Genomic DNA, 26,206 nt, shown 5'->3' with positions numbered 1-26,206 from the left:
CCAAGGACGACCAAAGGAGCGAGCCCAGTTGAAAACACTAATCATTGCGGAGAAACCCGACATGGGACGCAATATCGCGGCTGCCATCGATCCAAAAGCAAAAAACCACCGCACTTATATAGAAGGCGAGCATTATATCATTACATGGGCGATCGGCCATCTGATCGGCTTAGCGGAGCCTGATGCCTATGATGACAGGTACAAGCGCTGGAATATCGGCGACTTGCCGATCATTCCGGACGTATTCAAGCTGGTGCCGAACAGAAAAACGATGGACCAGCTGAAGGTGATCAAGGAGCTTGCGAAGCGCTGCGACTCGCTTGTGAACGGCTGCGACGCCGGGAGAGAGGGGCAGTATATCTTCTCCCTCATTCAGCGCCATCTGAAGCTGCGCCAGCCTGTCAAGCGGCTCTGGATATCCGATCTGACGCCAGAGACGATTAGAAGAGGCTTTGCGGAGCTTAGAGACGGCTCCGAATACGAGAACTTGACGAAAGCCGCGACTGCCCGAAGCGAAGCCGATTGGCTGATCGGCATGAACGGCTCTCGCGCTTTTACGACCAAGCATAATGTGCTGTTGTCCGTCGGCCGCGTGCAGACCCCGGTGCTGGCGCTTATTTATGACCGCCAAAAAACGATTGAGACGTTCGATTCGCTGAAGTTTTATGAGGTGGAGGCCAAGTTTCTTCAAGAGGACACGGCATATCGCGGATTGTGGCAAGGCGAACGAATGACCGATCCCAAGAAGGCGGAGGCTATAGCTGCGAAGGTGAAAGGGAAGGCCGGATCGATCGCGTCGTATGAAGTGAAAGATGTGAAGGAATATCCCTTCAAGCTGTATGATCTGACGCTGCTGCAGCGGGAAGCGAACGGGAAATTCGGATTCTCCGCAAAAAAGACGCTGGATACGGCGCAAGCGCTGTATGAGAAACATAAGGTAATCACGTATCCGCGTACCAATTCCAACTATGTCACGGAGCAGAATATTCCGGAGATGCATAAGACGCTCTCTTCCTTGCATGGCACTTCATATGATGATTGGGCCAAGGGGGCTAACAAGTCTCTTGTGCACAAAGGCAACAAGTTCGTGTGCAATCCTGCCAAGGTGGAGGACCATCACGCCATTCTGCCGACGCACCGGAAGGCAAGCGGGTTGTCGCCCGATGAGGCGAAGCTGTACGATCTGATCGTGCGCCGATTCCTGTCTCAATTCTACCCGGCAGCGGAATACAAATCGCATACCGTGCTGACTGAAGTAGAGAAGGAGACGTTCAAGACGACGGTGAAGGAGCTCCTCAGCTTAGGCTGGAAGGTGCTGTACGCCGATCAGAAGAAGGACAAGCCGAAAGGCGCCAAGAAGGACAAGGAAGATGAATCCGAGGATGAGGAAGAGGTGCTGGAGCCGTTCTCCGTCAATCCGGCACTCGGCGTGAAATGTACGGACGCCGTAATGAAGGAGAAGGAGACGCAGCCGCCTAAGCCATATACGGAAGGCACGCTGCTGAAGGCGATGGAGAGCGCAGGCAAGCAGATTGAGGACGAGGAAGTGCGAGATGCAATGAAGGATTCCGGCCTTGGCACGCCTGCTACGCGCGCGGCTACCATCGAGCGGCTTAAGAATGTCGGTTATGTGACGATGCAGGGCAAACGCATTGCCATTACCCAGAAGGGGCGTACAGCCATTGAGCTGATCCGCGCTGCCGGCGTAGAATTATTGACGTCGCCGGAGATGACAGGCATGTGGGAGCGCAGGCTGAATGAAATCGCCAGAGGGGGCGCATCGGATGCCGCCTTTATGGAAAATGTGAAAAAGTTCGCTACGATGATCGTAGATAAGGTTCGTCAGCAAGCAAGAGCCGACATTAAGGCATTCGAGGGAGACGAGAAGCCGGGCAAAGGGAGAGGGCAGCGCTCCTCGCGCAGCGGTGCGTCGGGGCGTACGAGCCGGACAAACAGCGCTTCGCCGGATGCTTCACCAGGTAAGGCGGCCAGAAGCACGGCGGTCAAGGAACGCGCCGAAGCCCCGGGAGACGGCACCATTGCGGATTGTCCGCGTCCAGGCTGCGGCGGCAGATTATTTATGGGGCGAAAGGGTTACGGCTGCTCCCACTACCGGAGCGGCTGCTCGTTCGTTATCTGGAAGGAAAGCTTCGGCAGGAGCTTGACGGATGCCCAGGTAAGGGCCATTGCGGAGAAAGGCAAAACCGCCAAGCTGAAGCTGAATATGGCTGATGGGGCGGAGATACAGGGCAGGATCGTACTGAGGAATCCCGTCACCGGAGAGCTTGCTGTAGAAGCGGATCGTTAGCCGCTGCTAGTCACGGTTCATGTAGCGATGGATCGTATCCGGAACTTCGATCAGTTTATCCAAGGTGAAGAAAGCGCCTTTGGGCTCTACGTCAATCTGAACAACGTTGTAATGCCATTCTTCCGGCGTGCGCACATGAATGGCATGAATGCCCGCAGTGAGAGCAGGCACAACATCGGTGCGGATAGAGTTGCCGATCATCCATGTGTGTTCCCGGTCGAAGGTGCCTTGCTGCAATATCTGCTCCAACGCAGCATTGTTCTTCAGTTGTCTGATGTAGATGCGCGAGTTGAAGTATCGCTCCAGCCCCATGCGCTGGATCTTGCGCTGCTGAATGAGCAGCTCGCCGCCTGTATAGAGATGAAGCTCATGACCAGCGGAAGCCAGCTCGTCGAGCGTATGCTCCATGTTGGGGTAAGGCTCCGTCTCATGGTCGTAGACGCTGATGCCGAGCTTCCACAGGAAATCCTCCTCGACCACAGAGCGTTTCCTGCCGGTCGCATCACTGTAGAAAACATATGTGTCCAGGAATGACTGGGGAAAGTGCTCGCTCTTGAAACCGGTATCACCGATAAGCGCAATATCCCGCTCCATTTGCTTCTCGCGGACCGCCTCTGGCGTGACGATGCCGCAGCCGCTGAACCAGGTGGACATCGAATCCACGAATTGGTCCACGACAAAAAAGAAATATTTGTTGCAATAAATTAATGTGTCATCAAGGTCAAACAATATATGTTGTTTCATGATAGGTCAGTCTCCTTTGCATAAGCCGTTGCTGCTGTTGCTGTTGTATGACCAATCTACCGCAATGGCGGCCGCTAGTCAATGTGCGGCAGCTCAATCTGTCTCGCGGGGGAAGGCATAGGACGATTCAAGCTTCCGCATAATGTAAGTGGAGGTGATCTGGATGCCAGTCAACAAAAGCGAGAAGATCCATAACCAGCAGGACAATGCGAGCCTGAAGGAAGAGGCGATCACGCCGAAGGTGAAGGAGCAAGCGAAACGCCCTCCGAGCTTGAACGGAATCGATAAGCAGCCGTAAGACAGCGAAAAAGAGGAGAGAGCCGCTATCGATAGCCGCTCTCTCCTCTTCGCGATCAGGCGTATTTCATTTGGCTTGCCGCCAGCTGGTTCTTAATAAAGGCGATGCGCTTGCGGACGTAGAAGTCGCGGCTGTCGCTTCGCAGGTCTCCCGGCTTGATCACCTCCTCTGTGTCGTTATTAATAATAACGAGCCGCCCGTCGTCGTAAAACTTGAACGTCAGGTCGCGGGAGGAACGCCCTCTCTCTACAAAACGGAAATTTTCACAGTTGGATTTCATGGTGATCTAGCCTCCTTTAAAGGTTTAATTTCTAATATTCAGAACATTTGTTCTTGTTTTTATTATAGCAAACATTTGTTCGTGTGGAAAGAGTTTTTTATTTACTTTAAACTAGATTCATAGAAGGCTGGCATCGAGCAGAAGGAGTGCGGAACATGTTGAGAATTAAGGGTTTGTCGAAACGGATCCCTGGCGGTCCCAAGGTACTGAACGATATCAGCTTCGAAGCTTACGAAGGCGATTTCATAGCGGTGAAGGGAAGCAGCGGCAGCGGCAAGTCGATGCTGCTGAAATGCTTGGCGCTCCAGGAGAGCTGGACCTCCGGCACCTACCTGTTCAACGGGAAGGATGTGTTCAAGGAAGGCTTCCTGGCCAAGCAGAAAGTGAAGCAGCAGGTTGCCTATCTGGAAGAGAAGCCGTTCCTGTTCCCGGAAAAAAGCGGACTTAAAAACGTTATTATCGGCTCCGTCAACCAGACGCCTGCATGGCGCAGATGGACAGGCATGGTTCGCAGCGACGATTACATGGGCGCGATGGATATGATTGAAAAGCGCGGACTGCTGGACAAGGCTAAAATTCCGGCCAAGCATCTGAGCGGCGGCGAGCGGCAGCGCATGGCAATCGCAAGAGCGCTTGTCCACGGAGCGAAGGTTATTGTCGCCGATGAGCCGGTGTCGGGTCTGGACCCGCATGCGGCAGACGCCGTGCTGAGCGAATTGAAGGACCTGTGCAAGAACGAAGGCATCATCGTCATTGCCGTTCTGCATCAGGGAGATTGGGCAGAGCGGTATGCGGACCGCATATTAGGCCTGAATAACGGCAATCTGGTAGTGGATGTGTACGGAAGACGCCTGACGGAACGCGAGAAGCTGCAGCTGTAATGGTCCGAGCGCCCCGCGGCATACAATGAACCATCTTGAGAACAGGATGGTGAACCGATATGGCCCCAAAGGCGGCTCTGGTCGTGCAGACGGCAAAGGCAACGTTCCCGAAAGCGGATTTGTCCATTCCTTACGTAAGCGGCGGGGCAAGCGCCGAGGCGGATGCCCGAATCAATCAGGCGATACTGGCGGCTGCGCAGCATCTCGTGAACAGCCAAGGAAGCCTGGACGATCCCCGCGCGGAGATGATTGCCTTTTATGAAGTGAAGACGAACGAAAAGGATGTGTTCAGCCTCTCGTTGTATAACTACGCCTATACGGGAGGCGCTCACGGTATGACGCTGCAGCAATCGTTGACGTTCAAGACGTCAACGGGCCAAATGTACAGGCTGAGCGAGCTGTTCAAGCCGGGCAGCGATTATATAGCCAGAATTAATGAATTTGTGGCCAAGGGGATTAAGGAAAGGGACATTCCCACCTTGGAGCCGTTTCAATCGATCGCGCCTGATCAATCCTTCTATGTCGCGGATCGTTCGCTGGTTGTTTATTTTCAATTATATGAGCTGGCCGCATATGTGTACGGGTTTCTATACTTCCCGATATCGGTATATGCTCTTCAAGATATCATTAATGAAGAAGGGCCACTTGGTCCCATGCTCGTAAATGACTGACATTAGGGAGTAAAATATGACCGTTACGTATTGGCTGGCCGCTGCCTTGGCGCTGCTTGTGCTGGCAGCGGTCTTCATACGGGCAAAGCGGAAGGCCCGTGAAGAAGGACAACATTCGGCTGCTCCCCGCATGCCATACGCCGAGTCCGCTTCGCAACCAGAAGACGTGTCTCGTGCGTCTTCTCCGCCCAATGAAAGGCCCGTGGAATTGCAGCCGGAACGGGAGACGCCTCTTGTGCTGATCGTGGACGATGGGCATGCCTTGCGCATGTTGATCGCTGAGATGCTTCAGGAGGAAGGCTACGACGTGCTTGAGGCTTGTACGGGCAAGGACGCAATCGCTATTAGTTTACTTGAGAATCCGGACTGCGTATTGCTCGATATCCGTCTGCCGGACATGAGCGGAATTGACGTGCTAAGAGAAATTCGTAAGGGCGACAATTCGGCGCCTGTTGCCCTAATGACGGCATTCGCTGACGCGGATATGCTGGCGGAAGCGAGGAAGCTCGGCTTCCAAGGCCTGCTTGATAAACCATTTGATTTGCTTCATGTGAAGCAAGCCGTACGTGACATGACCGGCGGCATTCAGCATCGGGAGATCGGCTAGCAATGAGAACCTCTGGCCCCCCCTTATGGGGGCAGGGGTTCTTTTTGCATGGTGCGCAGATGGACGTGTTGCATGCCCTGAGCCAACCTCACATAGAGTAGGATATGGAGGTGGGGACATGATTGCCGCTTATATCGGATTGCTGTTGTCAGCAGTTGTATGCGTGCTGATGTTCAGCTTGGCTTATAAAGCAAGCAATGGCTATCGCACCAGCAGGTATCAAAGCATGATGCGCTATGGCAAGGAAACGCAATCCATGCAGGACAGGCAGGACCTGTACCGCTTCGGCTTGACTCAGCCGCTGCGGCGAGACAGAAGCAGCTGGCAGACAGCCGGACTGTCATTCGGCACAATGGCTCTGATAGGAAGCTCGGCATTATGGTTCGGTCCGGCAGTAGGGCAAGGAGGACTGTCCGTGATCGGATTTGGCTTGCCGATTCTGGCGCTATTCTATATATGTGTAAGCGGAAGCCTTGCGGAAATCGCTTCTGCTATGCCTACGGCAGGCAGCCTGTCGCATGCTTCTATTGTGCTTGGAGGCGTGCAGTGGGGGAGAAGGACAGGCTGGTTCCATGCTGCAGGACATCTCGTGATGCTGGCGCTGTTTATAGGAGGATGCGCTTATTTGACGGACAGCGTCGCAGCATGGTACTTCGGCTACTCGTCATCTGTATTCAGTTTCATATGCCTGGCTGCCCTTATCGCGGTTGCGCAAGCGGCGTGTCTGCAATGGGGAGCTTCTTGGCTAGGCTGGCTGCATGGTGCAGGAATTTGGCTGCAGCTTTTGATCGGTGGCCTTGTGATTGGCGCAGTCATATGGCTGTTATGGCCGGATTCATATTCTGCCGCCTTATTGTATCAATTCGATGCAGCGGGCTTTATCGAGCATGTGCGTCCGGAGTCTTATCTGATTGGTTTGCTGCTTCTAATGAAGCTCTTCCTTGGGATGGATGGCGCGGCAGCAGGGGCGGAGGAAACACTGGAGCCGAGAGTGCGCGTTCCTTGGGCAATTTATTTGTCTACGGCTTATACATACATAGGCGGACTAATCATGCTGACGGTCGTTTCCTTGGCGGTCGCATCTGCCTATGGGAGCGGAGCATTGCTTCACACTGTTATGGGAGCGTTCGGTGCGTCAAGCATCGCTTTAATCGCAGAAACGGCTATAGCAAGCTGGGGCGGAGCCGGATTTATCATCCTTTTTGTGGCCGTGTCGCTGTGGACCAGCGGACTGCAGTCGATGACGGTAGCCGCACGAGTGATGTACAGCCTGGCCCGGGATGAGTCTATTCCTTGCAGCCGCTGGATTGGACGCGTTACGACCGGGGGAAGGATTACGCCGCACGGCAGTTGGGCTGCCGCAGCTCTTGCGCTGTTATTGCTGACCGGCGCACAGCTCTGGTGGAGCAATGAGATGTTCATCGGCTTGCTGGCAGCAGCGATCGTTCTTATGCATATCGCTTACGGGATTCCTATTGGACTGAGACTGAGAGAGATGTTCAGGCGCAGGCCTTCACAGCGTGGAGGAAGGCGTGAGGAGAAGGAGGGAATATGGCAGGATGCGCCGTGGCATCTCGGCGAGTGGAGCGGGCCTGTCAATGCAATATCCTTCTGCTGGCTTGGCTTAACCGCTGCACTGGCGGTTGCCTTTCTTAGTTTTGACGCTGCGATTGCTGCTATGGGACTCGGCTTGTTATTAACGATGTACGAGACATGGGTCTATATGAGAGCGAGGGCCGGGAGCCGAAGCAGCGAGACGCGTAAGCTGAACTGAAGCGGAAGACAGGAAATGCAGGCGGGAAATGAATCATTTCCGGCTTATCATTTCCCGGGGAAGCGCAATAATGGACAGAAACTTAATGGTTTCGACAGCGGCAGGTACGCCAACAGGAGAACGTGTCGAAAGTCAGGTGTGGAGAAGGCTTTCACAAACTAGTGTCATTAATCATTAATGGCATTGGTTTTCATTGCCAACTTCTCCCTGGGAAGTTTATAATAACTATATATAGTGGAATTAAAGAGTTTCTATGGCTGCATACTCAGAATATTCGATTCGTTTTTCAAAGGGAATTCAAAGGTTCATCGTATATAGTAGAGATAATAGAAAAGAGGCACATTCATGAATGCAGCCATAACGGCCTATCTGACCTCACTGCAAGTCGGCCGGCCCCAATTGCTCCACCATGGTTCCAAGGAAGTTCTTAGCGGAATATTCAAATTGGCTTCGGAAGAAGCGCATCATGTCGGTTTTCTAGGCATAGAAGGCGATGGGCAAGGCGATACCGTTCATCATGGCGGTCCTGACAAGGCCATCTGCGCCTACTTTGTCAACAGGTATCCGTATTGGTCGGAGAGATTTGGACGAACCCTCCACAATGGCGCATTCGGGGAGAATTTCTCGCTCTCGGACTGGACGGAGGAGCAGCTTTGTATCGGCGATATTGTGGAGGTTGGCGACGTAGTGCTCCAGGTGAGCCAGCCGAGGCAGCCATGCTTCAAGCTGGGCTTGCGCAATGAATGGCCTGAGCTGCCCGCACTCGCGCAGCAGACCGGTTATACGGGCTTCTACTTCAGAGTGCTGCAGGAAGGCATTGTAAAGGCAGGGGATATGGTCATGATTCGAGAGCGCCATGGGGCAAAGTTCACTATCGCAGCAGCCAATCATGTCATGTATAAGGAGAAATCGAATAAGCGGGCAATCGAGTCGCTCCTTGATGTGGATGCGCTTGCAGCAAGCTGGCGCGACCAACTGACGGCGAGACTGAATAAGCTGTCATAGCCCCCTTATCCTTTATGCCGTTAATAATCGAAAGGAGGAACGAATATGAGTTTGGCGCAAGAGCTAGGGTATCAATCGGATGACCGGCTTCTTCTCATTAACGCCGATGACTACGGTCTATGCCATTCGATGAATACGGCAGTGCAGCAATTGCTTACGGAAGGAGCGATCAGCTCCGCCACCATTATGATGCCTTGCGGATGGGCAAGAGAAGCTGCTCATTGGAGTGCGGCACATCCCCAGTATGATGTGGGAGTGCATCTGACTTTTACGAGCGAATGGGAGTCTTACAGCTGGGGGCCGGTTACGGATAACGGCGATGTATCCTCACTGACAACGACAGAGGGGTACTTCTACCCGGATCCGCGCAGCTTCGAGCTGCATGCGGAGCCTGAGCATGTAAAGCGGGAGCTGGTTAATCAGATCGAGCGGGCATTGAAGCTCGGGATGAAGCCATCGCATGCGGATAATCATATGGGCAGCTTATACGGTCTTGAGACTGGGAAGCACTTTATGGCAGAAGTGCTGGATGTATGCGCCGCTTACGGCTTGCCGTTCCGTCTGCCGAGATTTGTGCAGGTGGAAAGCGGAGTCGCTCCGCAGGAGATGGTGGAACAAGCGCGCGCAGTTGCGGCATTGGCGGATGCCAAGGGCGTAGTCATACTGGATTATTTGCTGGGCTTGCCGTTCACGCTTCAGAACGGAGAGAGCTACGATTCATTTAAAGCGGATATGAAGCGATTGCTGGCTTCATTGAAGCCGGGCGTATCGGAATTAATTATCCATCCGTCCCATGTGACGGATGAGCTGAATGCCTTCCATCGCGAGCCCGTGAAGCGAGGCATGGAATTTCAAATTTTCCGCGATGCGGAAGTGCGCAAGGCCATCGAGGAACAAGGCATCAAGCTGATCCGCTGGAGCGATCTGCAGCAATTGCAGCGAAGACGCGCATAATCCAATTCACTCATTACATAAGGAGTTGCTTCTATGTCTTTACAAGCGGTTAAAATATTGGCCGATGACATCAAGAGGAATGTAAGCGAAGTGATAATCGGCAAGGAAGAAGTCGTAGAGCTGCTGTTCATCGGCCTGCTTACGGGCGGGCACGTGCTGCTCGAGGATGTGCCCGGCACAGGAAAGACGGTGCTCGCGAAGTCGTTCGCGAAGTCGTTGTCGCTTGCTTTTAAACGTGTACAATTTACGCCGGATTTGCTGCCTTCGGACTTAAGCGGAATACATTATTTCAACCAAAAGCATGGAGAATTTCAGTTCCGTCCGGGGCCGCTGTTTACGAATCTGCTGCTGGCAGATGAAATCAACCGGGCGACGCCTCGAACGCAGTCCAGCCTGCTGGAATGCATGGAGGAACGCCAGGTGAGCATCGACGGCGAGACGATGCAGCTAAGCCTTCCTTTTATGGTTATCGCGACGCAAAATCCGATTGAGCATCAAGGAACCTTTACGCTGCCTGAAGCCCAGCTTGACCGCTTCCTGTTCAAGGTGAAGATGGGCTATCCGACTACTGAGGAAGGTCTGCGGCTGCTGAGACGGTTCAAAGAGCATGATCCGCTGGAGACGCTGAAGCCGATTGCCGGGGCGGAAGAGCTTGCGGCGGCTAGACAAGCCTATCGTTCTGTAGCCATCGCTGACGACGTGCTGGCATATCTGCTCTCGATTGTGGAACGGTCGCGTTCCAGGGAGGATGTGTCCATCGGCGTAAGTCCGCGCGGCAGCCAGGCGCTGCTTAGGGCCTCTCAGGTTCATGCGATTCTGCGAGGACGCGATTATGTGACGCCGGATGATATTAAGGCGATGGCGAAGCCGGCGCTAGCTCACCGTCTCGCTTTGCGCGGGATTGCCAGGACGCAAGGGCAGGCTGAGAAGGTGCTGGAAGAGATCATTCGCGGGATCGAAGTGCCGGCCGAGACAGGCCTGGCATCCAGGTAGCCTCATTATGTTTATCTTATGGATACTTTTATTCAGCATGGCTGCCATCTACGGACAAGGGCGTCTATTCAAGCGGCATGCGCTTCGCGAGCTCACCTACTCCCGGAAATTCCGCCAGCACACTTGCTTTGCAGGAGATGAGATAGAGCTGGTGGAGCAGCTCGACAACCGCAAGAGCTTGCCTGTGCCTTGGCTGCGCGTGGAATCGCAGCTGCCTGCGCAGCTTCAATTCCGGCAAGGAGAAAATATTGAAGTGAGCAGCGGCAATCTGTACCAGAATCATCGAAGCCTCTTCAGTTTGGGCAGCTATAAGCGGCTGACGCGCACCCATTATGTGAAAGCGCTCAAGAGAGGCTGTTACCGGCTTAATTCCGTAACGATAACAGGGGGAGACCTGCTAGGCGTTTTTTTACAGCATACGAAATTTCAATTAAATGATGAGCTGGTCGTCTATCCCCGTCCTGCAGAAGTTCCCTTTCATCTGCTGCCTTCGCGAAGCATGCAAGGCGAATACACCGTCAAGCGCTTTATTGTGCCTGATCCTTTCGTTGTCTCAGGAGCTCGAGAGTATCAGCCGGGCGATTCCATGAAGCAAATCAACTGGAAAGCAAGCGCGCGTACGGGAGTGCTTCAAGTTCACCAGTACGATTACACGGCGGAGCGGAATATGATGATTCTGCTGAATGTGGAAGACAGAGAGACAATGTGGCGTACGGTATCGAACAAAGCGCTAATCGAGCGGGGGATCGAATGGGCAGCAGGCGTAGCGGACGCCGCTATAGTGCAAGGCATGGCAGCAGGCTTCACCGCGAACATGCCGGTGGATTCCGGTCCCGACAGCGTCCGCATCGAGAGCAATCGCGGACATGAGCATATGCTCCTTCTGCTGGAGGTCATGGCTATGCTTGAGCTTAGCCGTACGGTCAAGTTCCAGCAGCTGCTTGAGCATGAAGCGTCGCTTGGATACTCAGACCGTGACATTGTAATTCTGTCAGCCTATTGGAACGACACGCTGGAGTATGCAGCGGACAAGCTGCGCGCTTGCGGCAATTCAGTGACGGTCTGGGAGATTCCGAGAGAAGGATTGGATTCGTACCAAGCCGGGGAGGAGATTAGCGCATGAAGAATAACGCGCGTATTCCTCTCTGGCGAGCTCTCGCAACAGGGTATATCGAGCTCTTATTTTATCTTCCGATTCTATTGACGCTTACAATCCTGTTATTGCCGGCCCCGACAATGAACTGGTGGTTGGCAACGCTGCCGCTAGCGTATTGTGTACCTCTTGCTGTACTCAGCGTGCATACTCGGATACGTCTCATAACCCGTTTGTGTTTGATACTGGCAGCAGGCGCGGCCCATGCAGCCTTTGTCGCCTTGCTCACAGGCACGGGCTTGTCCCCGATTCCGCTAGTCGTCATGTCGTTATTCGGCACGCTATTCGCGAATAGGGGCTTTCAGCAATTGAATCTGGGCTGGAGTGCAAGCTTCCACACTATTCATATGGTGGTAGGCCTGGCAGCTTATATTGCGACCCAGATTCTGAAGATGGTGCTTATTCAGCCGCTAAGCGCGTATACAGTTATTTTGAATACAGGTATTTTAGTTTCCATATTCCTGCTGCTGATCCTTATGAATGAACGTCATGTCACGAATGAAGTGGTCGATCATCGTTCATCCCAAGCGTTGAGTGCGACACGCAGACAGAACCGCATTTGGATCGTTTCTCTCATGGCTTTGCTGGGCTTGGTGATGGCAATTGCGCAGCTCAGACATACAATAGAGGATTGGATTCGCTCCATCTTTCGTGCGATATTCGCCCATTTCGGATCAGGCGAGCCGATGACGGAGGAGCCCGAGCTACCGACTCTGCCGAGGCTAATACTGCCAAGGCTTAATCAGAAAAGCTATCGTTTCTGGGACTATTTGGAAGTGATATTATATGTCGGTTTCGCGATTTTAATGATCGTGGTTACAGTATATGTTATTAAGCTGGTGTACAAGAAATTCGGCCATGCCATTAAGGCGATGATGGATAAGCTGCTTGGCCGCAGAGTGGCGCTGGCGGAGCCTGATACGGGGTTTACCGATGAAATTGAGAGCTTAATGTCTTTTTCCGACCTTCGCAACCGGATGAAGAACAGGCTTCGTTCCTTATTCGGTTCAGGCGGGGGCAAAGGCGATGAATGGGATTCCTTATCAACGAATCGCGACAGAGTCAGGTATTTGTACCGAAGCTGGATAGCAGATGCAAAGAAGCGAGGCTATGAGCATAAGCCGCATCTGACGCCGCGCGAGACCGCTGCCGATCAAGGGAGCTTGGAGCAGCCAAGCGACAGGGAGTGGGTTCATCCCTTTATAGATCAATACGAGGCAGTCCGCTATGGCGACAAAGAGCCTCAAGATGATCTAGTGCAGCAATTCCGAGCAAAACTGCAGACTCATAAGCGTAACAAATAATAACGGCGAAATCGCCGTTATTTTTGTTGGTCGAGCATATGCTGAACGATCTTGCGCCCATGGAAGCGGCCGGACTCAATAAAGATTTCATTGGCCTCAAGCTTTGAAGCTACGACACCTGCCAGATAGATGCCCGGCACGTTGGTCTGCATCGTATTCTCATCAAAGGTCGGATATCCCTCTGCTTCAATGGTTACGCCGCTTTCCATCAGGAAGCCGCGGTCCGGATGAAAGCCGGTCAAGGCTAACACAAAGTCGTTCGCAAGCTTCTCTTCGCTGTCTTCATGCTGAATCACTACATAGGTATCGGCGATCTCGACGACACGGGACGAAAATTTCATGGAGATGGCGCCTTTCGTTACTTTGCCCTCAAAGGTTGGTCTCACCCAAGGCTTAATGCTGGAGGAATATTGCGCACCGCGGTAGACGACGGTTACCTTCGCGCCGACACGCTCCAGTTCCAGAGCGGCATCGATAGCAGAGTTGCTGCCACCGATGATGGCGACCTCCATACCTGCATAAGGATGGGCTTCGCGGAAGAAGTGGCTCACTTTATCCTTCTCTTCTCCTGGGATGCCGAGCCGGTTCGGATGGTCGAAGTAGCCGGTGGCGATGATGACATGGCGGCAATACCGCACCCTTGGATTTCCGAAGCGGTCTTCGCCGCTCAGCTTGAAGCCGTCTTCGGTGCGCTCGATCGACAAGACGGTCTCGAAGGGCTGTACGCGTACGTTATGGCGCTGCGAGGCGGTGCGGTAGTAGTTCAGCGCCTCCAGCCGAGACGGTTTCTCGTTCGCTGTCGTGAACGGGATGTCGCCGATCTCCAGATTTTCGGGCGAGCTGAAGAAATGCATGTATGTAGGATATTGGGAAATGGAATGGACGATGTTTCTTTTTTCGATAATAAGCGGGCTGATGCCTTCGCGCTGCAGCTCGATAGCCGCAGCGAGGCCGCAAGGTCCTGCGCCGATAATAATGGTATGCTCGATCGTATGATTAGTCATGCATGAATCCTCCTGTGGAACGGTTTCTTTGGCCTATAATGATTATTCACATTGTACTTCGGACTGCGCGAGTGCGCAAATTTGGCGAATAACTATCTTGTACGTGCATCTGTTTATTGTATAATATGGTGGAAGCTTAACGTAAAACAGAATGAATCAGGGGGAGTGGCATGCGTAGACGGTTTGTAATAGAAGCAGTAATGGTAGCAACGTATGGGCATCTTCTCGTCCCGAGTCGTCCGGTTGAATATGTTGTTCCCTATTCCTCCATTGCGGAGCTATACGATATGAGGGACGGTTCGGATCCGGTGATGGACAATCCCGATGATGACGGTCATGTGAAAGAGAAGATAATTGAATTAATCGCGTTTTTCGAGGACTCGCTTAACCGTAAGAAGATCGAGAAGGCTCTCCAGGTGCCTTGGCGGGAAAGCTCGGCGCTTCTGCTAAGCGAAGATATTCATTTTACGGTAGTGAATGCGATGGATAATGCGCAATACGGCGAAATCTTCGATCCGATCGAGACGGAGCTGCTGCTGACCGGCATGAAGCTTGGCATACCGCTGCTGTCCGACCAATTCGAGTTTCAAGATAAGCTTATCGAGGCCGAAGTGCCTGTGCAAGTATATGATATCGAGGATTTCGAGTTTGCGGTGGAGGAAGGCATCTCTGCCGAGGATTTGGAAGTATAGCAATGAAGAAGGCAAGTTGGACGGGGGCGGCTGCCCTTATTCGTCCGACTTGCCTTCTTTTTGCCTGCGGTCGATCGCCTCTGCCATCGTTTTATCGGTCAGATGCGCATAAATTTGCGTCGTCTCCGGGGAAGCATGCCCCAATTGCTCCTGCGTCTTGTAGATATCGTTCTGCAAATAATAGTCCGTGGCAAAGGAATGGCGCAGCTTATGGACGGACAGATAAGGCTTGCCGAATCGCTTGGCGTATTTGATCACCATCGCCTGGATTGCGCGTTTCGTCATGCGCGAGCCTTCGCTGTTGCCATTGGCGATGGCCAGGAACAGCGCTTTCTCGCGTCTCGGACATTTGTACCGCGTTTCCCTCAGTGACAAATAAAGATTCAAATCTTCAACCGCATCGTTCCGGAAGTAGACAGGGGTTTTGAAGTCATCGTCGTTTTTGCCCTTGCGGTATACATAACACAGCTTCTTCTTGGGGTCGATGTCATCGGTATTCAGATTGACCAGCTCCGAGACGCGAAGCCCTGAATGGAGAATAAAGCTGATAATGCAGGCATCTCTGGTCTTATTCAGTTCATAGGAATAGGACGCTTGCTTGTTGCTGGCAATCTCTACACCGTAACCTTGCTTGACGTAATCGAGAAACTCCGTAATCTCCTCTTCCTGCAGCAGCTTGCCCTCGAGCTTGGCCGCTGTATCCTTCGGCTTGTGCGTGCGCTTGATCGAGACCTTCGCCATCACATTGCGCTTCAGCAATGGATAGAAATCATCATCCTCCGCGATTTGACTCAAGTAATGAAATAACGAGCGAAGGGAGGACAGCTTCCGTGAGATCGTCGTACGGTTGTTGCGTTCCGGCTTGTACGTGGAGAGAAACATGCGATATGCATCAATGCTCTCCATCTTTAACGTCTCCAAATCCTGAAGCGGGACTTCCTTCAGATTGGCCGCATCAGTAAGCCCCTCGCTGATGAGCCAATGCAGGAAGGTCTCGTAATCCCTCATATATTCCACAAGCGAAGACGGGGAGAGGTCGGGCAGCTTGTAATTGATGAACTGCTCGATGTACCAAGGCATAGTCGGAAGCTTGGCGTCCAGCTCCTGTCTGTCTTTCATCTTTATAATATTCATCGCTTGACTCCTCGCAACTTGCTCTTTAGCTTATTGTACCAATGGGCGGGACGGGGGACAATCTTGAAAATGGAAAAGCCGCTACTTTACAACCCGGTATCGCAGGTGGGTCTCACTCGCAAAGGCTGATGTTTCTATCCGCTCCAACTTAATACTTTCTCCGAGCCCGTCAAATAATGAAATGCCGTCACCCAGCAGCAGGGGGACTACAGCTAATACGATCTCATCCACTAGACCAAGTTTGAGACATTGCCTAGAGATGCTGCCGCCCAATAGTGCGACACTTTTATCGCCAGCGCTTGCTTTGGCAGCCTCAACGGCTTGCTTCATGTCGTTAACGACGAAACGATACGTGATACCATCTTTCTCAACCGGTTCATGGGCTTCGTGGGTCATGAGGTATATGGGGACTTTCAGCATACCACCGTACGGTATTTCTCCTTCTTTAATGGTGTTCGTTTTGTTTCCTCCACCAACTATAGCACCTATTTCCTCCATGACTTTATTGACCACTGCGTAATCTTGGTCCGTAGCTTCAAAATCGAACATCCAATCGATTCCACCGTCTTTGTCGGCCATGTATCCATCTAGTGTTGTTGTTGCGTGAATAATAACTTTTGCCATTATTATATCTCCTTTTTTTCATAGCTTCTAAATACGTGTTTATATTCTGTAAAATGTTTGTGCATCCAGTCTGTAAGTATCCCTGAAGTCTCATACCGCAATTTTATCATCAAAAAGCAGGCCCGGTTTCTCATCAATTGCTAGAATTTTCAGCTCTTAACAAGGTGACAATTCAACTCGAAATAGGCCGTATTCATGGAGTGATTGCCCATAAAATTAAAGCTATTGGCGTCCATACACCGTCAAATTTCGGAAGACACGAGCGAGTGGGACTTTATCCACATGGCAATAAACAGGTTAATGGCTAACCAGCAATTTCGGTTGGCCTTTTTTTGTCCAATTCTGATCTAGGCAATATAATTTTACGAGTATAATTCCTGAAAAACTCAAACAAACAATCGTGATACTAAAATATTTTCTAATAAATTTAATAATTTTGTTGATTGTATTTATTCTTTTAGTAAATTCATGTAATTCATTCAATTCTGTTACATGATTAATTATTCTATGTTACACTACAACGAGTCGCTTGAGCGGCAATGAATGAAGGAGGTCATGTCTCTAGATGAAGAAGAAACTTGTTATCATGACATTAGCATTTGCTTTGGGATTATCCGCGTTAACTGGTTTGACGGTACCGTCTGCACATGCAGCAGCGCCGCAGACATTGTCTTATGGAAGCTCAGCTCCGGATGTTCCGGACTTACAATATCGCTTGAAAGTGTTAGGTTATTTCAATACAGATATTACGCCGTTTTTCGGACCGGTTACCAGGGATTCGCTTGTCCGGTTCCAGCGGGACTATGGACTTGCCGCTGACGGCATCGCAGGGAAACAGACATGGGCCATGCTCAAGAAGGTTTCAGTGAACAAGCACGAGCTGGATTTGCTGGCCAGAATTATTTATGGCGAGGCAAGAGGCGAGTCTTATGTAGGCCAGGTTGCTGTTGGAGCAGTCGTGATGAACCGGCTGGCATCCTCGAGCTTCCCGAATACAGTAAAGGGCGTTATTGAACAGCCAAGAGCGTTCACCGCTGTAGATGACGGCCAATATTATCTAGTGCCGGACAAGACAGCATATCTCGCGGCGCTGGACGCGGTTCGCGGCTATGATCCGACGAACGGCGCACTCTATTACTTCAATCCGGACACTGCGACATCTGCTTGGATCTGGACACGGACACAGACAGGCAAGATCGGACGCCATATATTTGCAGTCTAGACATCAAGCCCCGCCATTGGAATGGCGGGGCTTGTTTTTTGATTGCAGCTATTCGTTCATTGGCAAGGATCATGGTATAATAAAGGTTATATTCATACAGGAGGTGGAAGTACATGAAAGTTGAAATATGGTCGGACTTTGTATGTCCGTTCTGTTATATCGGCAAGAAGAAATTCGAGACGGCGCTAGCCCAGTTCGCTCACAAGGAACACATTGTGACGGAATTCAGAAGCTTCGAGCTGGACCCGCATGCGGATTCAAGCGCGAGAATGAACACGTATGAGATGTTGTCCAAGAAATACGGCATGACGATTGAACAAGCCAAAGCCTCCAGTGACAATCTGGTGCAGCAGGCAGCCGCAGTCGGACTTACATTCAGATTTGATGGCGCGTTGTCGCTGAATACATTCGATGCCCACCGCATGGCGCAGTACGGCGAGTCACAAGGCCGGGGAGCAGAGATGTCGGAACGCTTGTTCCGCGCTTACTTTACCGATAATGAGGATATATCGGATAAGGCACGCCTTGTAGAGCTTGCAGTCGAAGCTGGCCTTGACGAGGCAGGAGCTAAAGCGGTTCTGGAGACGGAGCAGCTCGCGGATGTGGTTCGCGGACAAGAGGAAGAGGGCAGCCGGCTTGGCATTCGCGGCGTGCCGTTCTTCGTCATCGACCGCAAGTACGCTGTATCCGGCGCTCAATCTCCAGCTGTATTTCTCGATACGCTGAATAAAGCGTGGGAAGCCAAATATCCGGTACTGGAGCAAGTAGGCGACGTCCAGGAAGGCGCAGCGTGCACGGACGGATATTGCGCTCCCGGCACGGACAACAAAGCCTGATAAGGCGAATGGACTGGCCCGCGGGCGTCCATACTAACTATCTGATTTCTTGGGGAGGAATAGGTTGTGGCTGAACAACGTCAATTGCTTGTATTCACGGGGTCTTACGCTGAAGCGTCCGATCAGGGACTGCGCGTATTCCGCCTTGATGAGTCGAGCGGGCAATTAACGGAGACGGGCTCTTATGCCGGCTTAAAAAATCCGACGTTCATCCATGTCGATGCCGAGCGGAAGCTGCTCTACTCGATATCGGAGGGCGTTAATGCTGATGGACAGAAGGCTGGAGAGGCGGCTTCATTCCGGATTGACGTCCAGGAAGGGACGCTTAGACGGATAAGCCAGCGTCTGACGGTAGCGGGCACGACTTGCCATATCCAGCGAGATCAAGGCAACCGCTTCTTGACGGTGACCAGCTACCATGGAGGCATGACCGGGCTGCTGCGTATTGAAGGGGACGGTTCAATTGGCGAGCTCGCCGATGTGCGCCAGCATGAGGGAAGCAGTGTCGATGCCGAGCGGCAGGACAGGCCTCATCCGCATTCCAGCTTCTATAGTCCAGACGGCCGCTTCTTGCTTGTACAGGATTTGGGCTTGGACGTGATCGCTGTCTATCGTCTTGATGCCGAAGAGGGCAAGCTTGTGGCTCATGACACGGTTAAGCTTCATGGCGGAGCGGGTCCCCGCCATCTGACGTTCCATCCGAGCGGCAAATTTGCTTTTGTCATCAACGAGCTGGATTCCTCGATCACATCGCTGGCGTATGATGCATCGGAAGGCAAGCTTGAGGTGCTGGGAACGGTCAGCACGCTTCCTGCAGATTATACTGGAGAGAACGGCACAGCAGAGATTGCAATCTCAGGTGACGGCCGTTATCTGTACGGCTCCAATCGCGGACACGACAGCATCGTTGTATTTGGCGTGAATCCGGAGAACGGCAGCCTAAGCCTTATTCAACACATTTCGTCCGGCGGCGGACATCCAAGGCATTTTTCCTTAACGCCGAATGGCCAATATCTGCTTGCCGCCAATCGCGATGCCAACAATATCGTGACGTTCCGCGTAGATGCCGAGAAAGGGACACTGCAGGCTACGGGTTATGAAGCGGAAGCAACAAAGCCGGTGTGTGTCATTCCCGTATACTTTAACGCATAAATAATTAACAACATAAAATAAAAAAGAGAAGTCCGAATGAAATTGGATATATGAAGGGATCGTTATTTTTGGCAACCAGCACAGACACGAAAGAAAATCTTAAGCCTACGAAGATTTGGAAATGCAAAAACGCGGAATGCAAAGCATGGGTAAGGGACGAATTTGCCGCAACGGAGCAGAAATGCCCAATCTGCAGCGGTCCGATGCACCGAAGCATGCGCCATCTCCCTCCTGTTCAGAACAAAGCAAAATCGCAGCCGCGCAAACCGAAATCAGATTTCTAGCGATCCTAAATACAATCGCCCATGTTCCGAATAGGAGCATGGGCGATTGTTAATGTCGTGAATTATCCGATAAGTTTGAGGCCGATGACAGCGCCTAGCACAAGGATGATGAATAGAATACGCATAAAGCTTTTGGATTCGCGGAAGAACAAGATGCCTATCAGCGCGCTGCCGACGGTGCCTATTCCAGTCCATACGGCATAAGCGGTGCCCATCGGCATATCCTTCATGCCAAGGGACAGCAGAATGAAGCTGATCAGGAAGCCGCCGCCAAGCATAAGGGCATTAGGAAGCGACGCTTTTTTATTGTACTGGGCAATGCCGGCTACGCCGACAACCTCGAACAATCCCGCCATTATAACAAGGAACCAACTCATGCAGGCTCACCTTCTTTCTTGGCAGAATGCTCTTCATCTCCGTCGTGCGTTACCATCTTCAGGCCGATAATGCCTATTAGCAGCACGGCGATCAGACCAACCTTGCTCCAGCGGAACGGCTCTCCGAACACCGCCATCTCGACGATAACGGTACCGACTGTGCCGAGTCCGACGAAGACGGCATAAGCCGTGCTGGTGGGCAGCTTCTTAGCTGTATAGATCAGCAGCAGGAAACTGACGATGATGGCCACGATCGTGCCGGCCCACGCCGCTATTCCTTCGGCATGCTTGAGACCCATTACCCACAGCACTTCGAAGCAAGCTGCCACGATGACGAGCAGCCAATACTTGTTCTGGCTCGATTGCATGGTGCGTCCACTCCTTTTCTATAGTTTTTGATGATGCCTAAAACTTCATTCATCGGACCAGAGCAGGGCGGCAGATGACTGAAATAGGCACAAAAAAAAGCCCTGGAAGCATCTGGTCGATGATCTCCCGGGCTTTTATCCCTCCGTGTTGCCGCGGCCGCAGCCGCGTGTCTTCCCTCGGACCAGGCCGGCAGCTGCCGCGGAACCCTAGAAGACTATTGTTCATGAAGTTTCGTTTGATTATAGTACACTAGAGGGCAGGGGTCAAGTGCAACTTTGCAAAGAATATGATAGGATGAAAGTAATCATACGAGAGAGGACGATGATGGCATGGAATTGCTGAAGAATGATAGCAAGGCCGGTGACGGGTCGGTCGTCTTGATTGACGGGGAATGCCATCTGTGCCAGCATATTACCCGTTATTTGATAGAGCATGACCAGAAGCGCGTGTTCAGCTTCGCTACGCTCCAATCCCCCGCAGGCCAGCGCTTGCTGCGGCAAGGCGGATTGAAGACGGATAACTGGGATTCGTTCGTTCTGTATGACAGCGGGCGATATTACATGAATTCTGGCGCAGCATTACGAGTTTTTAGAGGGCTTGGAGGCTGGAGAAGCATGCTCTATGCATTCATTGCCGTTCCTGCGCCTTTGCGCGATGCTATATATCGGTGGGTAGCGAGGAAACGCCATCGTTTTGGCGGCGGCGCGCCATCATGCCTGATGCCTACTCCTGAAGTGATGTCCCGATTCGTGAAGGACGGCCTCGCTTCGCCATCGTAACCACTTGCTGATTTGGAGAGAAACCGGATGAAAAAGTTTAAAAAGTTTTATATAGAGACGACCAGCATATGCAATTTGTCCTGTACGTTCTGCCCGCCGACCCAACGAGCGAAGGGGTTCTTGTCTGTAGAGGACTTTAGCAAAACACTGGATCAGGTGAAACCATTCACCGACTACATCTACTTCCATGTAAAAGGCGAGCCGCTGCTGCATCCGAAGATTGATAAGCTGCTGGATATCGCGCATGAGAAAGGCTTTAAGGTCAATATTACGACGAACGGAACGCTGATTACGAAAAACAAAGCTAAGCTGCTAGGCAAGCCGGCATTGAGGCAAATCAACTTCTCGCTGCATAGCTTCGACGGTCATCCCGGCTCCGAGGACAAAGCGGGTTATTTGGCCGATATATTAACCTTTGTGAAGGAAGCGAAAGAGGAGAGCGATGTCATTATCTCTTATCGCCTTTGGAATCTGGATATGGATAACGAAGTGAACAAGCAGCGGGACAAAAACCGGGAGCTTCTTGGCATGATCGAGGAGGCATATTCGCTGGACTTCCGTATTGAAGAGAGGTTCAAGCCTGGGACAGGAGTTAAGATAGCGGAGCGCATCTACTTGAACCAAGATCCAGAATTCAAGTGGCCTGATCTGAAGGAGCCGGAGGATGACGGGAAGGGATTCTGTTATGCTCTTCGCAATCAAGCCGGCGTCTTGATTGACGGCACGGTCATTCCTTGCTGTCTGGATGGAGAAGGCGTCATCAATCTGGGCAATATTCACGATAAACCATTCGCGGACATCATTGAAGGGGAGCGGGCGACGAACCTGCACGACGGCTTCTCTCGCAGAGAAGCCGTCGAGGAGCTGTGCCGCAAGTGCGGCTATCGTCAGCGCTTCGGTACGTAGGTGCGGACATGGGATTCATATATTCCTGTACGTCCTGAGACTGCGAAGCTGACGAGGCATGCTATTAGCATATAGGGTGCGCCCTGGACACCGAACAGCTCCAAGCCAAGAATGGTGCAGGCGATCGGCGTCTTGGAAGCAGCACCGAATACAGAGGCGAGTCCAAGTGCAGCAAGAAACGTCGCAGGCAGGTCCAAGTAGGCTGACAGGGAGCTGCCAAGAGCGGATCCGATGACGAACAGCGGCGTCACTTCGCCGCCCATAAATCCGGAGCCTAGCGTGACGGAAGTGAACAGGAGCTTCCAAAGAAAGGCAAGCGGCGAGCTCTCGCCGGCGAAGGCGTCTGCCATGAGCGGGAGCCCCAGTCCCAAGTATTCGCGGCTGCCCAATCCGTATACAAGCGCTATGATTATTATACCGCCGACAAAGCTGCGCAGCGCCGGGTGCTTGAACCCGCGCGCGAACAGCTTTTTCAGCATGGCAATAAGACGGATGAAGAGCCATGCTGCGATGCCGAAAGCAAGAGCGGCAACGATGACCTTCAATATCGTGAGCCAGTGGAGTGACGGAAGCACGCCAATCGCATAATGCGTATGCTTGATGCCCCATGCCAACGTCACATAATGGCCGGTGAAGCTGGCTATGAGACAAGGGATAAGCGCCTGGTAACGCATCGCGCCGCGGCTGCTTGCTTCCAGGCCGAAGATGGCGCCTGCGATCGGTGTGCCGAATACGGAGCCGAAGCCGGCCCCGATCCCGCATAATACCGCCATTCTGCGTTCTTGCTCGTCAAGGCGGAGCCTTCCGCCAATCGCTGACGCCAAGCTGCCGGCCATCTGAACAGCGGTCCCTTCGCGTCCCGCCGAGCCGCCGAAGAGATGCGTGACCAGCGTCCCGATTAATACAAGCGGCGCCATACGCAACGGAATGCTGCCGTTGCCGTTATGTACTTGCTCCAGTACGAGGTTGTTGCCTCGTATGGCGTCTTTGCCAACCTTCATATACATCAGACTCACAGCAGCGCCGCCGGCGGGCAGCAGCCACAATAGCCAGGAGTGTCCGGTCTGCAGGGCTATCACGCTATCCAGACTGGCGAGAAACAAGGCGGAGGCCGAACCTGCCGCAATGCCGATTGCAATGGGGAGTAGAATCCATTTCAGCCATTTCATCAGGTTGCAGCCCCTCCGTAAGTAGTCGGTTGCCTGAATGAACAGGCATATATCTGTCTATAGTCGTTTGCCGCCATCAAGAATGAGCATGCGCCAGCTCTTCCAACACTTGCTTGCGGCGCTCATCACGCTCTTGCGGGAGCATCTGCGGACAATTATAGCATTTCGATCCGTTCTCGCGCCGGTCATACATACAGCAGGACGAGCGCAGCATTTGCGGATGGTCCGGATCCCACGGATTGTCAATATAACGGGGCTTATGAAGGAACGGATTGCGTCTTCGCTGGAATACATCGGCAGGCAACCCCTCCAGGACGGCAAATTCCGCATCCATGCGATCAGCCAGACCGGGGATGTCGAAGGCTTGCCGCACATAAGCGATTACGCCATGCATGCCGCCGCCGAACTGGTTCCAGATCAAATCCGGCTTAAGGCCGCCAGCGGCCGCAACACCATTGACTGCGGGGATGATCGTTTCTTGGAATAATGCCGTCCATTCACGAACGAGAATCCCGGTGCGCTCCATCTCGTCAGAAGGCAAGGAGACGGGCTCCAGCGCCAGCAGCTTGAAACCGTAATGGGCATGGTCGTGATGCTGCTCCAATTGGAATGTCATGCGGTCCAGAGGAAGCCTGAGAAATACGTTATGGCTTGCGGAGAAAAATACGTTCATTACCGTCAGGTTGAACAGCGTAATGCCGGTGAAGGAGGTTGGCAACTCCATGCCGACGGCCTTCCACAGCCTTCCCATTTGCCCCAGCGCTTCTTGGGCTGTAGCTGCATTGGTTAGTCCGGATGCAGGCAGCTCGTAATATGGCTCGTCAGCACCTTCGGGTGAAATATGATAAAAGTCTTTAATTACGCTAAAATCAAGCTCCTGAGACATGAACGGCCCCTCCGTTACCTTTGATAATGGTTATCACCATAAGACTAGAGTAATTATAGAGCGGGGCGGAAACCTGTGTCAATGAAGGAAAAAGCCCGCTTGCAGAGGACAATGACATTCGAAAAGGTCATTGCCGCCGCAAACGGGCATGCTTAATTGCTATCGTGTCAGGTGTCAAGGCCGCTTCCAGGATATAATGCCGTTATCGTCCATAATGCCAAGCGTGACATCGGCGACGTCGGGATCTTCCAGCAGCTTGGCACGCACCCGATGATTGATCTCTGTCGCTTCGGCTAGCGAGAAGCCTTTGCGAAGCTCTACGTAGGCTTCGACATGATAGTTCTTGCCTTCCTGGACGATGCGCATCTTGCCGATATCGGTAACGTCAGGATTGTCCAGAATGATGGCGCCGATCCGGTCCTCTACGTCCTTCGGAGCCGCAACGCCGATCAGGCCCACCATGTTGTCGTAACCGACCTTGAAGGCGACGCCAATCATCAGGCAGGCGATCAGGATGGTAGCAATGCCGTCCATCAGCTTGAAGCTGGAGTACTCCGCGAGAATAATGGCGATTAAGGCAAATAACGCGCCGAGCGTGGCCACTACATCTTCATAGAATACGAGCCGTGTCGGCGGGGCCGCTCTGCCTGCATTGCGGATAGCGGAAGGAATAATGCCCAGTCCCTTGGCTCCGCTGCGCGTCTCCTTGACAATCTCCTTCATAGCTTTGATCAGAATAGAGCCGTCAATGACGATTGCAATGAGCAGAATAATAAAGTTGAGCCAGAAATTCGAGGCTTCCTCGGGATGCTTGATCAATTTAAGCCCCTTATGGAAAGTCTCATACGCCATAATCGTAACGACGATAACGGCGATCATGCAGAACAGATTCACGACGCGGCCAAAGCCTGTCGGGAACCGCTTGGTCGGCTGCCGCTCGGCAAGCACGCTGCCGAGGAAGACGAACCCCTGGTTCACTGCATCCGCCACGGAATGCATGGCGGAGGCGAACATGGTGCCGCTGCCGCTGAAGGACGCTCCGATAGCTTTAATGATGGCGAGTCCGGTATTGCCAAGTGCTGCTGTGGCGGATGATGTATTGCCTTTTTTGACAAGCGCCCAAAAATTGCCCATAAAATCTTGACCCTCCATAACCAGACTTTAACAGCTGTCACAAGACATTATATGTCTATTATGGGTTTTCATCAATAAAGGAATGCATGGGGGAGCAACGTCGATTTTTGAAGCCTTTTGGCAAACGGTGAAAAATAGCATTATAATAGAGAAGATATTATGAAGGGAGTGGCGGATGGAGCCATGGTAACAACTGAAAGAGTAGAATCAAAGGAACAGCTGGATGAGGCTTACCGCATCCGGATGGAAGTATTCGTGAATGAACAAGGCGTGTCGCCTGATGTCGAAATCGACGAGCATGAGGAAGATGCCATCCATGTGCTGGTCAAGTATAATGGAGAGCCGGCTGGAGCTGGCCGCATCCGGGTGGTAGAAGGAATGGCGAAGCTGGAGCGTATCTGTGTGCTGGCGCAATTCCGCAAGCATGGAATCGGCGCTGCTGTCATGGAAGAGCTGGAGGAAGTGGCCAGGGAGGCCGATCTGCCCAAAGCGAAGCTCCATGCGCAAACACAAGCGGCGGGCTTTTATGAGCGGCTCGGGTACAAGGCAGACTCCGATGAGTTCATGGAGGAAGGCATTCCGCACATCCGCATGATCAAGAAATTGTAAGAGCAAGCTGCAGAGGGAACGCTTCAGTCGCATACGCATTTATTGAAAGAAGGTTGC

At 52.4% G+C, this 26,206-nt stretch carries 29 protein-coding genes and 1 riboswitch; of the genes, 19 read left to right on the top strand and 10 right to left on the bottom strand.

Features of this window, described 5'->3' with window-relative positions; all coding sequences use genetic code 11:
- Positions 1 to 28: 28 nt before the first annotated feature.
- The gene (locus D3P09_RS22370) at positions 29 to 2,308 is read left to right on the top strand and encodes a type IA DNA topoisomerase (RefSeq protein WP_120113638.1); all 2,280 of its coding nucleotides are present in this window, start codon (positions 29 to 31) and stop codon (positions 2,306 to 2,308) included.
- A gap of 6 nt (positions 2,309 to 2,314) precedes the next feature.
- On the opposite strand, the gene D3P09_RS22365 is transcribed toward D3P09_RS22370, so the two are convergent.
- Positions 2,315 to 3,052, bottom strand: coding sequence for an HAD family hydrolase (locus tag D3P09_RS22365; protein ID WP_120113637.1), 738 nt, complete (start codon positions 3,050 to 3,052; stop codon positions 2,315 to 2,317).
- Between the two features lie 163 nt (positions 3,053 to 3,215).
- On the opposite strand from D3P09_RS22365, the gene D3P09_RS28370 reads away from it, so the two are divergent.
- A complete protein-coding gene (locus D3P09_RS28370; protein ID WP_279387144.1) occupies positions 3,216 to 3,350 on the top strand; it encodes a hypothetical protein in 135 nt (44 codons plus the stop codon).
- A gap of 55 nt (positions 3,351 to 3,405) precedes the next feature.
- Here D3P09_RS28370 and D3P09_RS22360 read toward each other — a convergent pair whose 3' ends face one another.
- On the bottom strand, positions 3,406 to 3,630 hold the full coding sequence (locus D3P09_RS22360; protein WP_120113636.1) for a hypothetical protein: 225 nt from the start codon (positions 3,628 to 3,630) through the stop codon (positions 3,406 to 3,408).
- 155 nt (positions 3,631 to 3,785) lie between these two features.
- Here D3P09_RS22360 and D3P09_RS22355 point away from each other — a divergent pair, with 155 nt between their 5' ends.
- The 9 genes from D3P09_RS22355 (at position 3,786) to D3P09_RS22315 (ending at position 12,972) form a co-directional block, all read left to right on the top strand.
- Positions 3,786 to 4,511, top strand: a complete 726-nt coding sequence (locus D3P09_RS22355) for a phosphonate ABC transporter ATP-binding protein (protein ID WP_120113635.1) — start codon at positions 3,786 to 3,788, stop codon at positions 4,509 to 4,511.
- Positions 4,512 to 4,570: 59 nt separating this feature from the next.
- Entirely contained in the window at positions 4,571 to 5,182 is a 612-nt protein-coding gene (locus tag D3P09_RS22350; protein ID WP_120113634.1) for a DUF3298 and DUF4163 domain-containing protein, read from the top strand.
- A 16-nt stretch (positions 5,183 to 5,198) separates the two neighbouring features.
- The gene (locus D3P09_RS22345; RefSeq protein ID WP_120113633.1) at positions 5,199 to 5,789 is read left to right on the top strand and encodes a response regulator; all 591 of its coding nucleotides are present in this window, start codon (positions 5,199 to 5,201) and stop codon (positions 5,787 to 5,789) included.
- Positions 5,790 to 5,907: 118 nt separating this feature from the next.
- Positions 5,908 to 7,563, top strand: a complete 1,656-nt coding sequence (locus D3P09_RS22340; RefSeq protein ID WP_165867544.1) for an amino acid permease — start codon at positions 5,908 to 5,910, stop codon at positions 7,561 to 7,563.
- A gap of 345 nt (positions 7,564 to 7,908) precedes the next feature.
- Positions 7,909 to 8,568 carry an MOSC domain-containing protein gene (locus tag D3P09_RS22335; protein ID WP_120113631.1) on the top strand — a complete coding sequence of 220 codons (660 nt, stop codon included), beginning with the start codon at positions 7,909 to 7,911 and terminating at the stop codon, positions 8,566 to 8,568.
- Between the two features lie 45 nt (positions 8,569 to 8,613).
- On the top strand, positions 8,614 to 9,522 hold the full coding sequence (locus D3P09_RS22330) for a polysaccharide deacetylase family protein (protein ID WP_120113630.1): 909 nt from the start codon (positions 8,614 to 8,616) through the stop codon (positions 9,520 to 9,522).
- A gap of 33 nt (positions 9,523 to 9,555) precedes the next feature.
- Positions 9,556 to 10,515 (top strand): AAA family ATPase, encoded by a 960-nt coding sequence (locus D3P09_RS22325; RefSeq protein WP_120113629.1) that lies wholly within the window; start codon positions 9,556 to 9,558, stop codon positions 10,513 to 10,515.
- A 7-nt stretch (positions 10,516 to 10,522) separates the two neighbouring features.
- Positions 10,523 to 11,638: a DUF58 domain-containing protein gene (locus D3P09_RS22320; protein ID WP_120113628.1), complete on the top strand. Its 1,116-nt coding sequence runs from the start codon at positions 10,523 to 10,525 to the stop codon at positions 11,636 to 11,638.
- The gene (locus D3P09_RS22315) at positions 11,635 to 12,972 is read left to right on the top strand and encodes a DUF4129 domain-containing protein (RefSeq protein ID WP_120113627.1); all 1,338 of its coding nucleotides are present in this window, start codon (positions 11,635 to 11,637) and stop codon (positions 12,970 to 12,972) included. The genes D3P09_RS22320 and D3P09_RS22315 overlap by 4 nt, the downstream gene beginning before the upstream one ends.
- A gap of 17 nt (positions 12,973 to 12,989) precedes the next feature.
- Here the strand turns inward: D3P09_RS22315 and D3P09_RS22310 are convergent, their stop codons facing one another.
- Positions 12,990 to 13,976, bottom strand: a complete 987-nt coding sequence (locus D3P09_RS22310) for a YpdA family putative bacillithiol disulfide reductase (protein WP_120113626.1) — start codon at positions 13,974 to 13,976, stop codon at positions 12,990 to 12,992.
- Positions 13,977 to 14,146: 170 nt separating this feature from the next.
- Here D3P09_RS22310 and D3P09_RS22305 point away from each other — a divergent pair, with 170 nt between their 5' ends.
- Positions 14,147 to 14,668: an ADP-heptose synthase gene (locus D3P09_RS22305; RefSeq protein WP_120113625.1), complete on the top strand. Its 522-nt coding sequence runs from the start codon at positions 14,147 to 14,149 to the stop codon at positions 14,666 to 14,668.
- A 36-nt stretch (positions 14,669 to 14,704) separates the two neighbouring features.
- Here the strand turns inward: D3P09_RS22305 and xerS are convergent, their stop codons facing one another.
- Together xerS and D3P09_RS22295 are read right to left on the bottom strand one after the other, a co-directional pair.
- Positions 14,705 to 15,802 carry a tyrosine recombinase XerS gene (gene xerS, locus D3P09_RS22300; protein WP_120113624.1) on the bottom strand — a complete coding sequence of 366 codons (1,098 nt, stop codon included), beginning with the start codon at positions 15,800 to 15,802 and terminating at the stop codon, positions 14,705 to 14,707.
- An 81-nt stretch (positions 15,803 to 15,883) separates the two neighbouring features.
- Positions 15,884 to 16,426 carry a dihydrofolate reductase family protein gene (locus tag D3P09_RS22295; RefSeq protein ID WP_120113623.1) on the bottom strand — a complete coding sequence of 181 codons (543 nt, stop codon included), beginning with the start codon at positions 16,424 to 16,426 and terminating at the stop codon, positions 15,884 to 15,886.
- Positions 16,427 to 16,991: 565 nt separating this feature from the next.
- Between D3P09_RS22295 and D3P09_RS22290 the strand changes: the two genes are divergently transcribed.
- The 4 genes from D3P09_RS22290 (at position 16,992) to D3P09_RS22275 (ending at position 19,920) form a co-directional block, all read left to right on the top strand.
- The gene (locus D3P09_RS22290; protein ID WP_120113622.1) at positions 16,992 to 17,648 is read left to right on the top strand and encodes a cell wall hydrolase; all 657 of its coding nucleotides are present in this window, start codon (positions 16,992 to 16,994) and stop codon (positions 17,646 to 17,648) included.
- A gap of 113 nt (positions 17,649 to 17,761) precedes the next feature.
- Positions 17,762 to 18,484 carry a DsbA family oxidoreductase gene (locus D3P09_RS22285; protein WP_120113621.1) on the top strand — a complete coding sequence of 241 codons (723 nt, stop codon included), beginning with the start codon at positions 17,762 to 17,764 and terminating at the stop codon, positions 18,482 to 18,484.
- Between the two features lie 66 nt (positions 18,485 to 18,550).
- The gene (locus D3P09_RS22280) at positions 18,551 to 19,636 is read left to right on the top strand and encodes a lactonase family protein (RefSeq protein ID WP_120113620.1); all 1,086 of its coding nucleotides are present in this window, start codon (positions 18,551 to 18,553) and stop codon (positions 19,634 to 19,636) included.
- A gap of 50 nt (positions 19,637 to 19,686) precedes the next feature.
- Positions 19,687 to 19,920, top strand: a complete 234-nt coding sequence (locus tag D3P09_RS22275) for a cold-inducible protein YdjO-related protein (RefSeq protein ID WP_120113619.1) — start codon at positions 19,687 to 19,689, stop codon at positions 19,918 to 19,920.
- A gap of 62 nt (positions 19,921 to 19,982) precedes the next feature.
- On the opposite strand, the gene D3P09_RS22270 is transcribed toward D3P09_RS22275, so the two are convergent.
- Positions 19,983 to 20,297, bottom strand: a complete 315-nt coding sequence (locus tag D3P09_RS22270; protein ID WP_120113618.1) for a DMT family transporter — start codon at positions 20,295 to 20,297, stop codon at positions 19,983 to 19,985.
- Complete coding sequence (locus tag D3P09_RS22265) at positions 20,294 to 20,665, bottom strand: DMT family transporter (protein ID WP_120113617.1); 372 nt, start codon at positions 20,663 to 20,665, stop codon at positions 20,294 to 20,296. The genes D3P09_RS22270 and D3P09_RS22265 overlap by 4 nt, the downstream gene beginning before the upstream one ends.
- Before the next feature lie 122 nt (positions 20,666 to 20,787).
- Positions 20,788 to 20,887, bottom strand: a riboswitch (guanidine-I (ykkC/yxkD leader).
- 108 nt (positions 20,888 to 20,995) lie between these two features.
- On the opposite strand from D3P09_RS22265, the gene D3P09_RS22260 reads away from it, so the two are divergent.
- Positions 20,996 to 21,445, top strand: a complete 450-nt coding sequence (locus D3P09_RS22260) for a thiol-disulfide oxidoreductase DCC family protein (RefSeq protein ID WP_120113616.1) — start codon at positions 20,996 to 20,998, stop codon at positions 21,443 to 21,445.
- 27 nt (positions 21,446 to 21,472) lie between these two features.
- Entirely contained in the window at positions 21,473 to 22,351 is an 879-nt protein-coding gene (locus tag D3P09_RS22255; RefSeq protein WP_120113615.1) for a radical SAM/SPASM domain-containing protein, read from the top strand.
- Here D3P09_RS22255 and D3P09_RS22250 read toward each other — a convergent pair.
- The 3 genes from D3P09_RS22250 to D3P09_RS22240 form a co-directional block, all read right to left on the bottom strand.
- Positions 22,333 to 23,520, bottom strand: coding sequence for a voltage-gated chloride channel family protein (locus D3P09_RS22250; protein ID WP_120113614.1), 1,188 nt, complete (start codon positions 23,518 to 23,520; stop codon positions 22,333 to 22,335). The two genes, D3P09_RS22255 and D3P09_RS22250, sit on opposite strands and share 19 nt — an antisense overlap.
- A 76-nt stretch (positions 23,521 to 23,596) precedes the next feature.
- A complete protein-coding gene (locus D3P09_RS22245; RefSeq protein ID WP_120113613.1) occupies positions 23,597 to 24,406 on the bottom strand; it encodes a (2Fe-2S)-binding protein in 810 nt (269 codons plus the stop codon).
- Positions 24,407 to 24,580: 174 nt separating this feature from the next.
- Entirely contained in the window at positions 24,581 to 25,540 is a 960-nt protein-coding gene (locus D3P09_RS22240; protein ID WP_120113612.1) for a cation diffusion facilitator family transporter, read from the bottom strand.
- A 183-nt stretch (positions 25,541 to 25,723) separates the two neighbouring features.
- Here D3P09_RS22240 and D3P09_RS22235 point away from each other — a divergent pair, with 183 nt between their 5' ends.
- Positions 25,724 to 26,149 (top strand): GNAT family N-acetyltransferase, encoded by a 426-nt coding sequence (locus D3P09_RS22235; protein WP_120113749.1) that lies wholly within the window; start codon positions 25,724 to 25,726, stop codon positions 26,147 to 26,149.
- Positions 26,150 to 26,206: the final 57 nt, after the last annotated feature.

Source organism: Paenibacillus pinisoli (assembly GCF_003605435.1).
Taxonomy (GTDB): Bacteria; Bacillota; Bacilli; order Paenibacillales; family Paenibacillaceae; genus Pristimantibacillus; species Pristimantibacillus pinisoli.
This window is presented reverse-complemented; position numbering and strand designations above follow the sequence as displayed.

What these genes read in the sequence shown, in the direction of transcription:
- D3P09_RS22245 (WP_120113613.1), bottom strand. Translation starts at nt 24,406, where the DNA reads ATGTCTCAGGAGCTTGATTTTAGCGTAATTAAAGACTTTTATCATATT.
- D3P09_RS22320 (WP_120113628.1), top strand. Translation starts at nt 10,523, where the DNA reads ATGTTTATCTTATGGATACTTTTATTCAGCATGGCTGCCATCTACGGA.
- D3P09_RS22270 (WP_120113618.1), bottom strand. Translation starts at nt 20,297, where the DNA reads ATGAGTTGGTTCCTTGTTATAATGGCGGGATTGTTCGAGGTTGTCGGC.
- D3P09_RS22285 (WP_120113621.1), top strand. Translation starts at nt 17,762, where the DNA reads ATGAAAGTTGAAATATGGTCGGACTTTGTATGTCCGTTCTGTTATATC.
- xerS (WP_120113624.1), bottom strand. Translation starts at nt 15,802, where the DNA reads ATGAATATTATAAAGATGAAAGACAGACAGGAGCTGGACGCCAAGCTT.
- D3P09_RS22360 (WP_120113636.1), bottom strand. Translation starts at nt 3,630, where the DNA reads ATGAAATCCAACTGTGAAAATTTCCGTTTTGTAGAGAGAGGGCGTTCC.
- D3P09_RS22260 (WP_120113616.1), top strand. Translation starts at nt 20,996, where the DNA reads ATGGAATTGCTGAAGAATGATAGCAAGGCCGGTGACGGGTCGGTCGTC.
- D3P09_RS22310 (WP_120113626.1), bottom strand. Translation starts at nt 13,976, where the DNA reads ATGACTAATCATACGATCGAGCATACCATTATTATCGGCGCAGGACCT.
- D3P09_RS22290 (WP_120113622.1), top strand. Translation starts at nt 16,992, where the DNA reads ATGAAGAAGAAACTTGTTATCATGACATTAGCATTTGCTTTGGGATTA.
- D3P09_RS22240 (WP_120113612.1), bottom strand. Translation starts at nt 25,540, where the DNA reads ATGGGCAATTTTTGGGCGCTTGTCAAAAAAGGCAATACATCATCCGCC.
- D3P09_RS22265 (WP_120113617.1), bottom strand. Translation starts at nt 20,665, where the DNA reads ATGCAATCGAGCCAGAACAAGTATTGGCTGCTCGTCATCGTGGCAGCT.
- D3P09_RS22305 (WP_120113625.1), top strand. Translation starts at nt 14,147, where the DNA reads ATGCGTAGACGGTTTGTAATAGAAGCAGTAATGGTAGCAACGTATGGG.
- D3P09_RS22325 (WP_120113629.1), top strand. Translation starts at nt 9,556, where the DNA reads ATGTCTTTACAAGCGGTTAAAATATTGGCCGATGACATCAAGAGGAAT.
- D3P09_RS22330 (WP_120113630.1), top strand. Translation starts at nt 8,614, where the DNA reads ATGAGTTTGGCGCAAGAGCTAGGGTATCAATCGGATGACCGGCTTCTT.
- D3P09_RS22275 (WP_120113619.1), top strand. Translation starts at nt 19,687, where the DNA reads ATGAAGGGATCGTTATTTTTGGCAACCAGCACAGACACGAAAGAAAAT.
- D3P09_RS22255 (WP_120113615.1), top strand. Translation starts at nt 21,473, where the DNA reads ATGAAAAAGTTTAAAAAGTTTTATATAGAGACGACCAGCATATGCAAT.
- D3P09_RS22350 (WP_120113634.1), top strand. Translation starts at nt 4,571, where the DNA reads ATGGCCCCAAAGGCGGCTCTGGTCGTGCAGACGGCAAAGGCAACGTTC.
- D3P09_RS22335 (WP_120113631.1), top strand. Translation starts at nt 7,909, where the DNA reads ATGAATGCAGCCATAACGGCCTATCTGACCTCACTGCAAGTCGGCCGG.
- D3P09_RS22315 (WP_120113627.1), top strand. Translation starts at nt 11,635, where the DNA reads ATGAAGAATAACGCGCGTATTCCTCTCTGGCGAGCTCTCGCAACAGGG.
- D3P09_RS22340 (WP_165867544.1), top strand. Translation starts at nt 5,908, where the DNA reads ATGATTGCCGCTTATATCGGATTGCTGTTGTCAGCAGTTGTATGCGTG.
- D3P09_RS22345 (WP_120113633.1), top strand. Translation starts at nt 5,199, where the DNA reads ATGACCGTTACGTATTGGCTGGCCGCTGCCTTGGCGCTGCTTGTGCTG.
- D3P09_RS22355 (WP_120113635.1), top strand. Translation starts at nt 3,786, where the DNA reads ATGTTGAGAATTAAGGGTTTGTCGAAACGGATCCCTGGCGGTCCCAAG.
- D3P09_RS22235 (WP_120113749.1), top strand. Translation starts at nt 25,724, where the DNA reads ATGGTAACAACTGAAAGAGTAGAATCAAAGGAACAGCTGGATGAGGCT.
- D3P09_RS22295 (WP_120113623.1), bottom strand. Translation starts at nt 16,426, where the DNA reads ATGGCAAAAGTTATTATTCACGCAACAACAACACTAGATGGATACATG.
- D3P09_RS28370 (WP_279387144.1), top strand. Translation starts at nt 3,216, where the DNA reads ATGCCAGTCAACAAAAGCGAGAAGATCCATAACCAGCAGGACAATGCG.
- D3P09_RS22365 (WP_120113637.1), bottom strand. Translation starts at nt 3,052, where the DNA reads ATGAAACAACATATATTGTTTGACCTTGATGACACATTAATTTATTGC.
- D3P09_RS22250 (WP_120113614.1), bottom strand. Translation starts at nt 23,520, where the DNA reads ATGAAATGGCTGAAATGGATTCTACTCCCCATTGCAATCGGCATTGCG.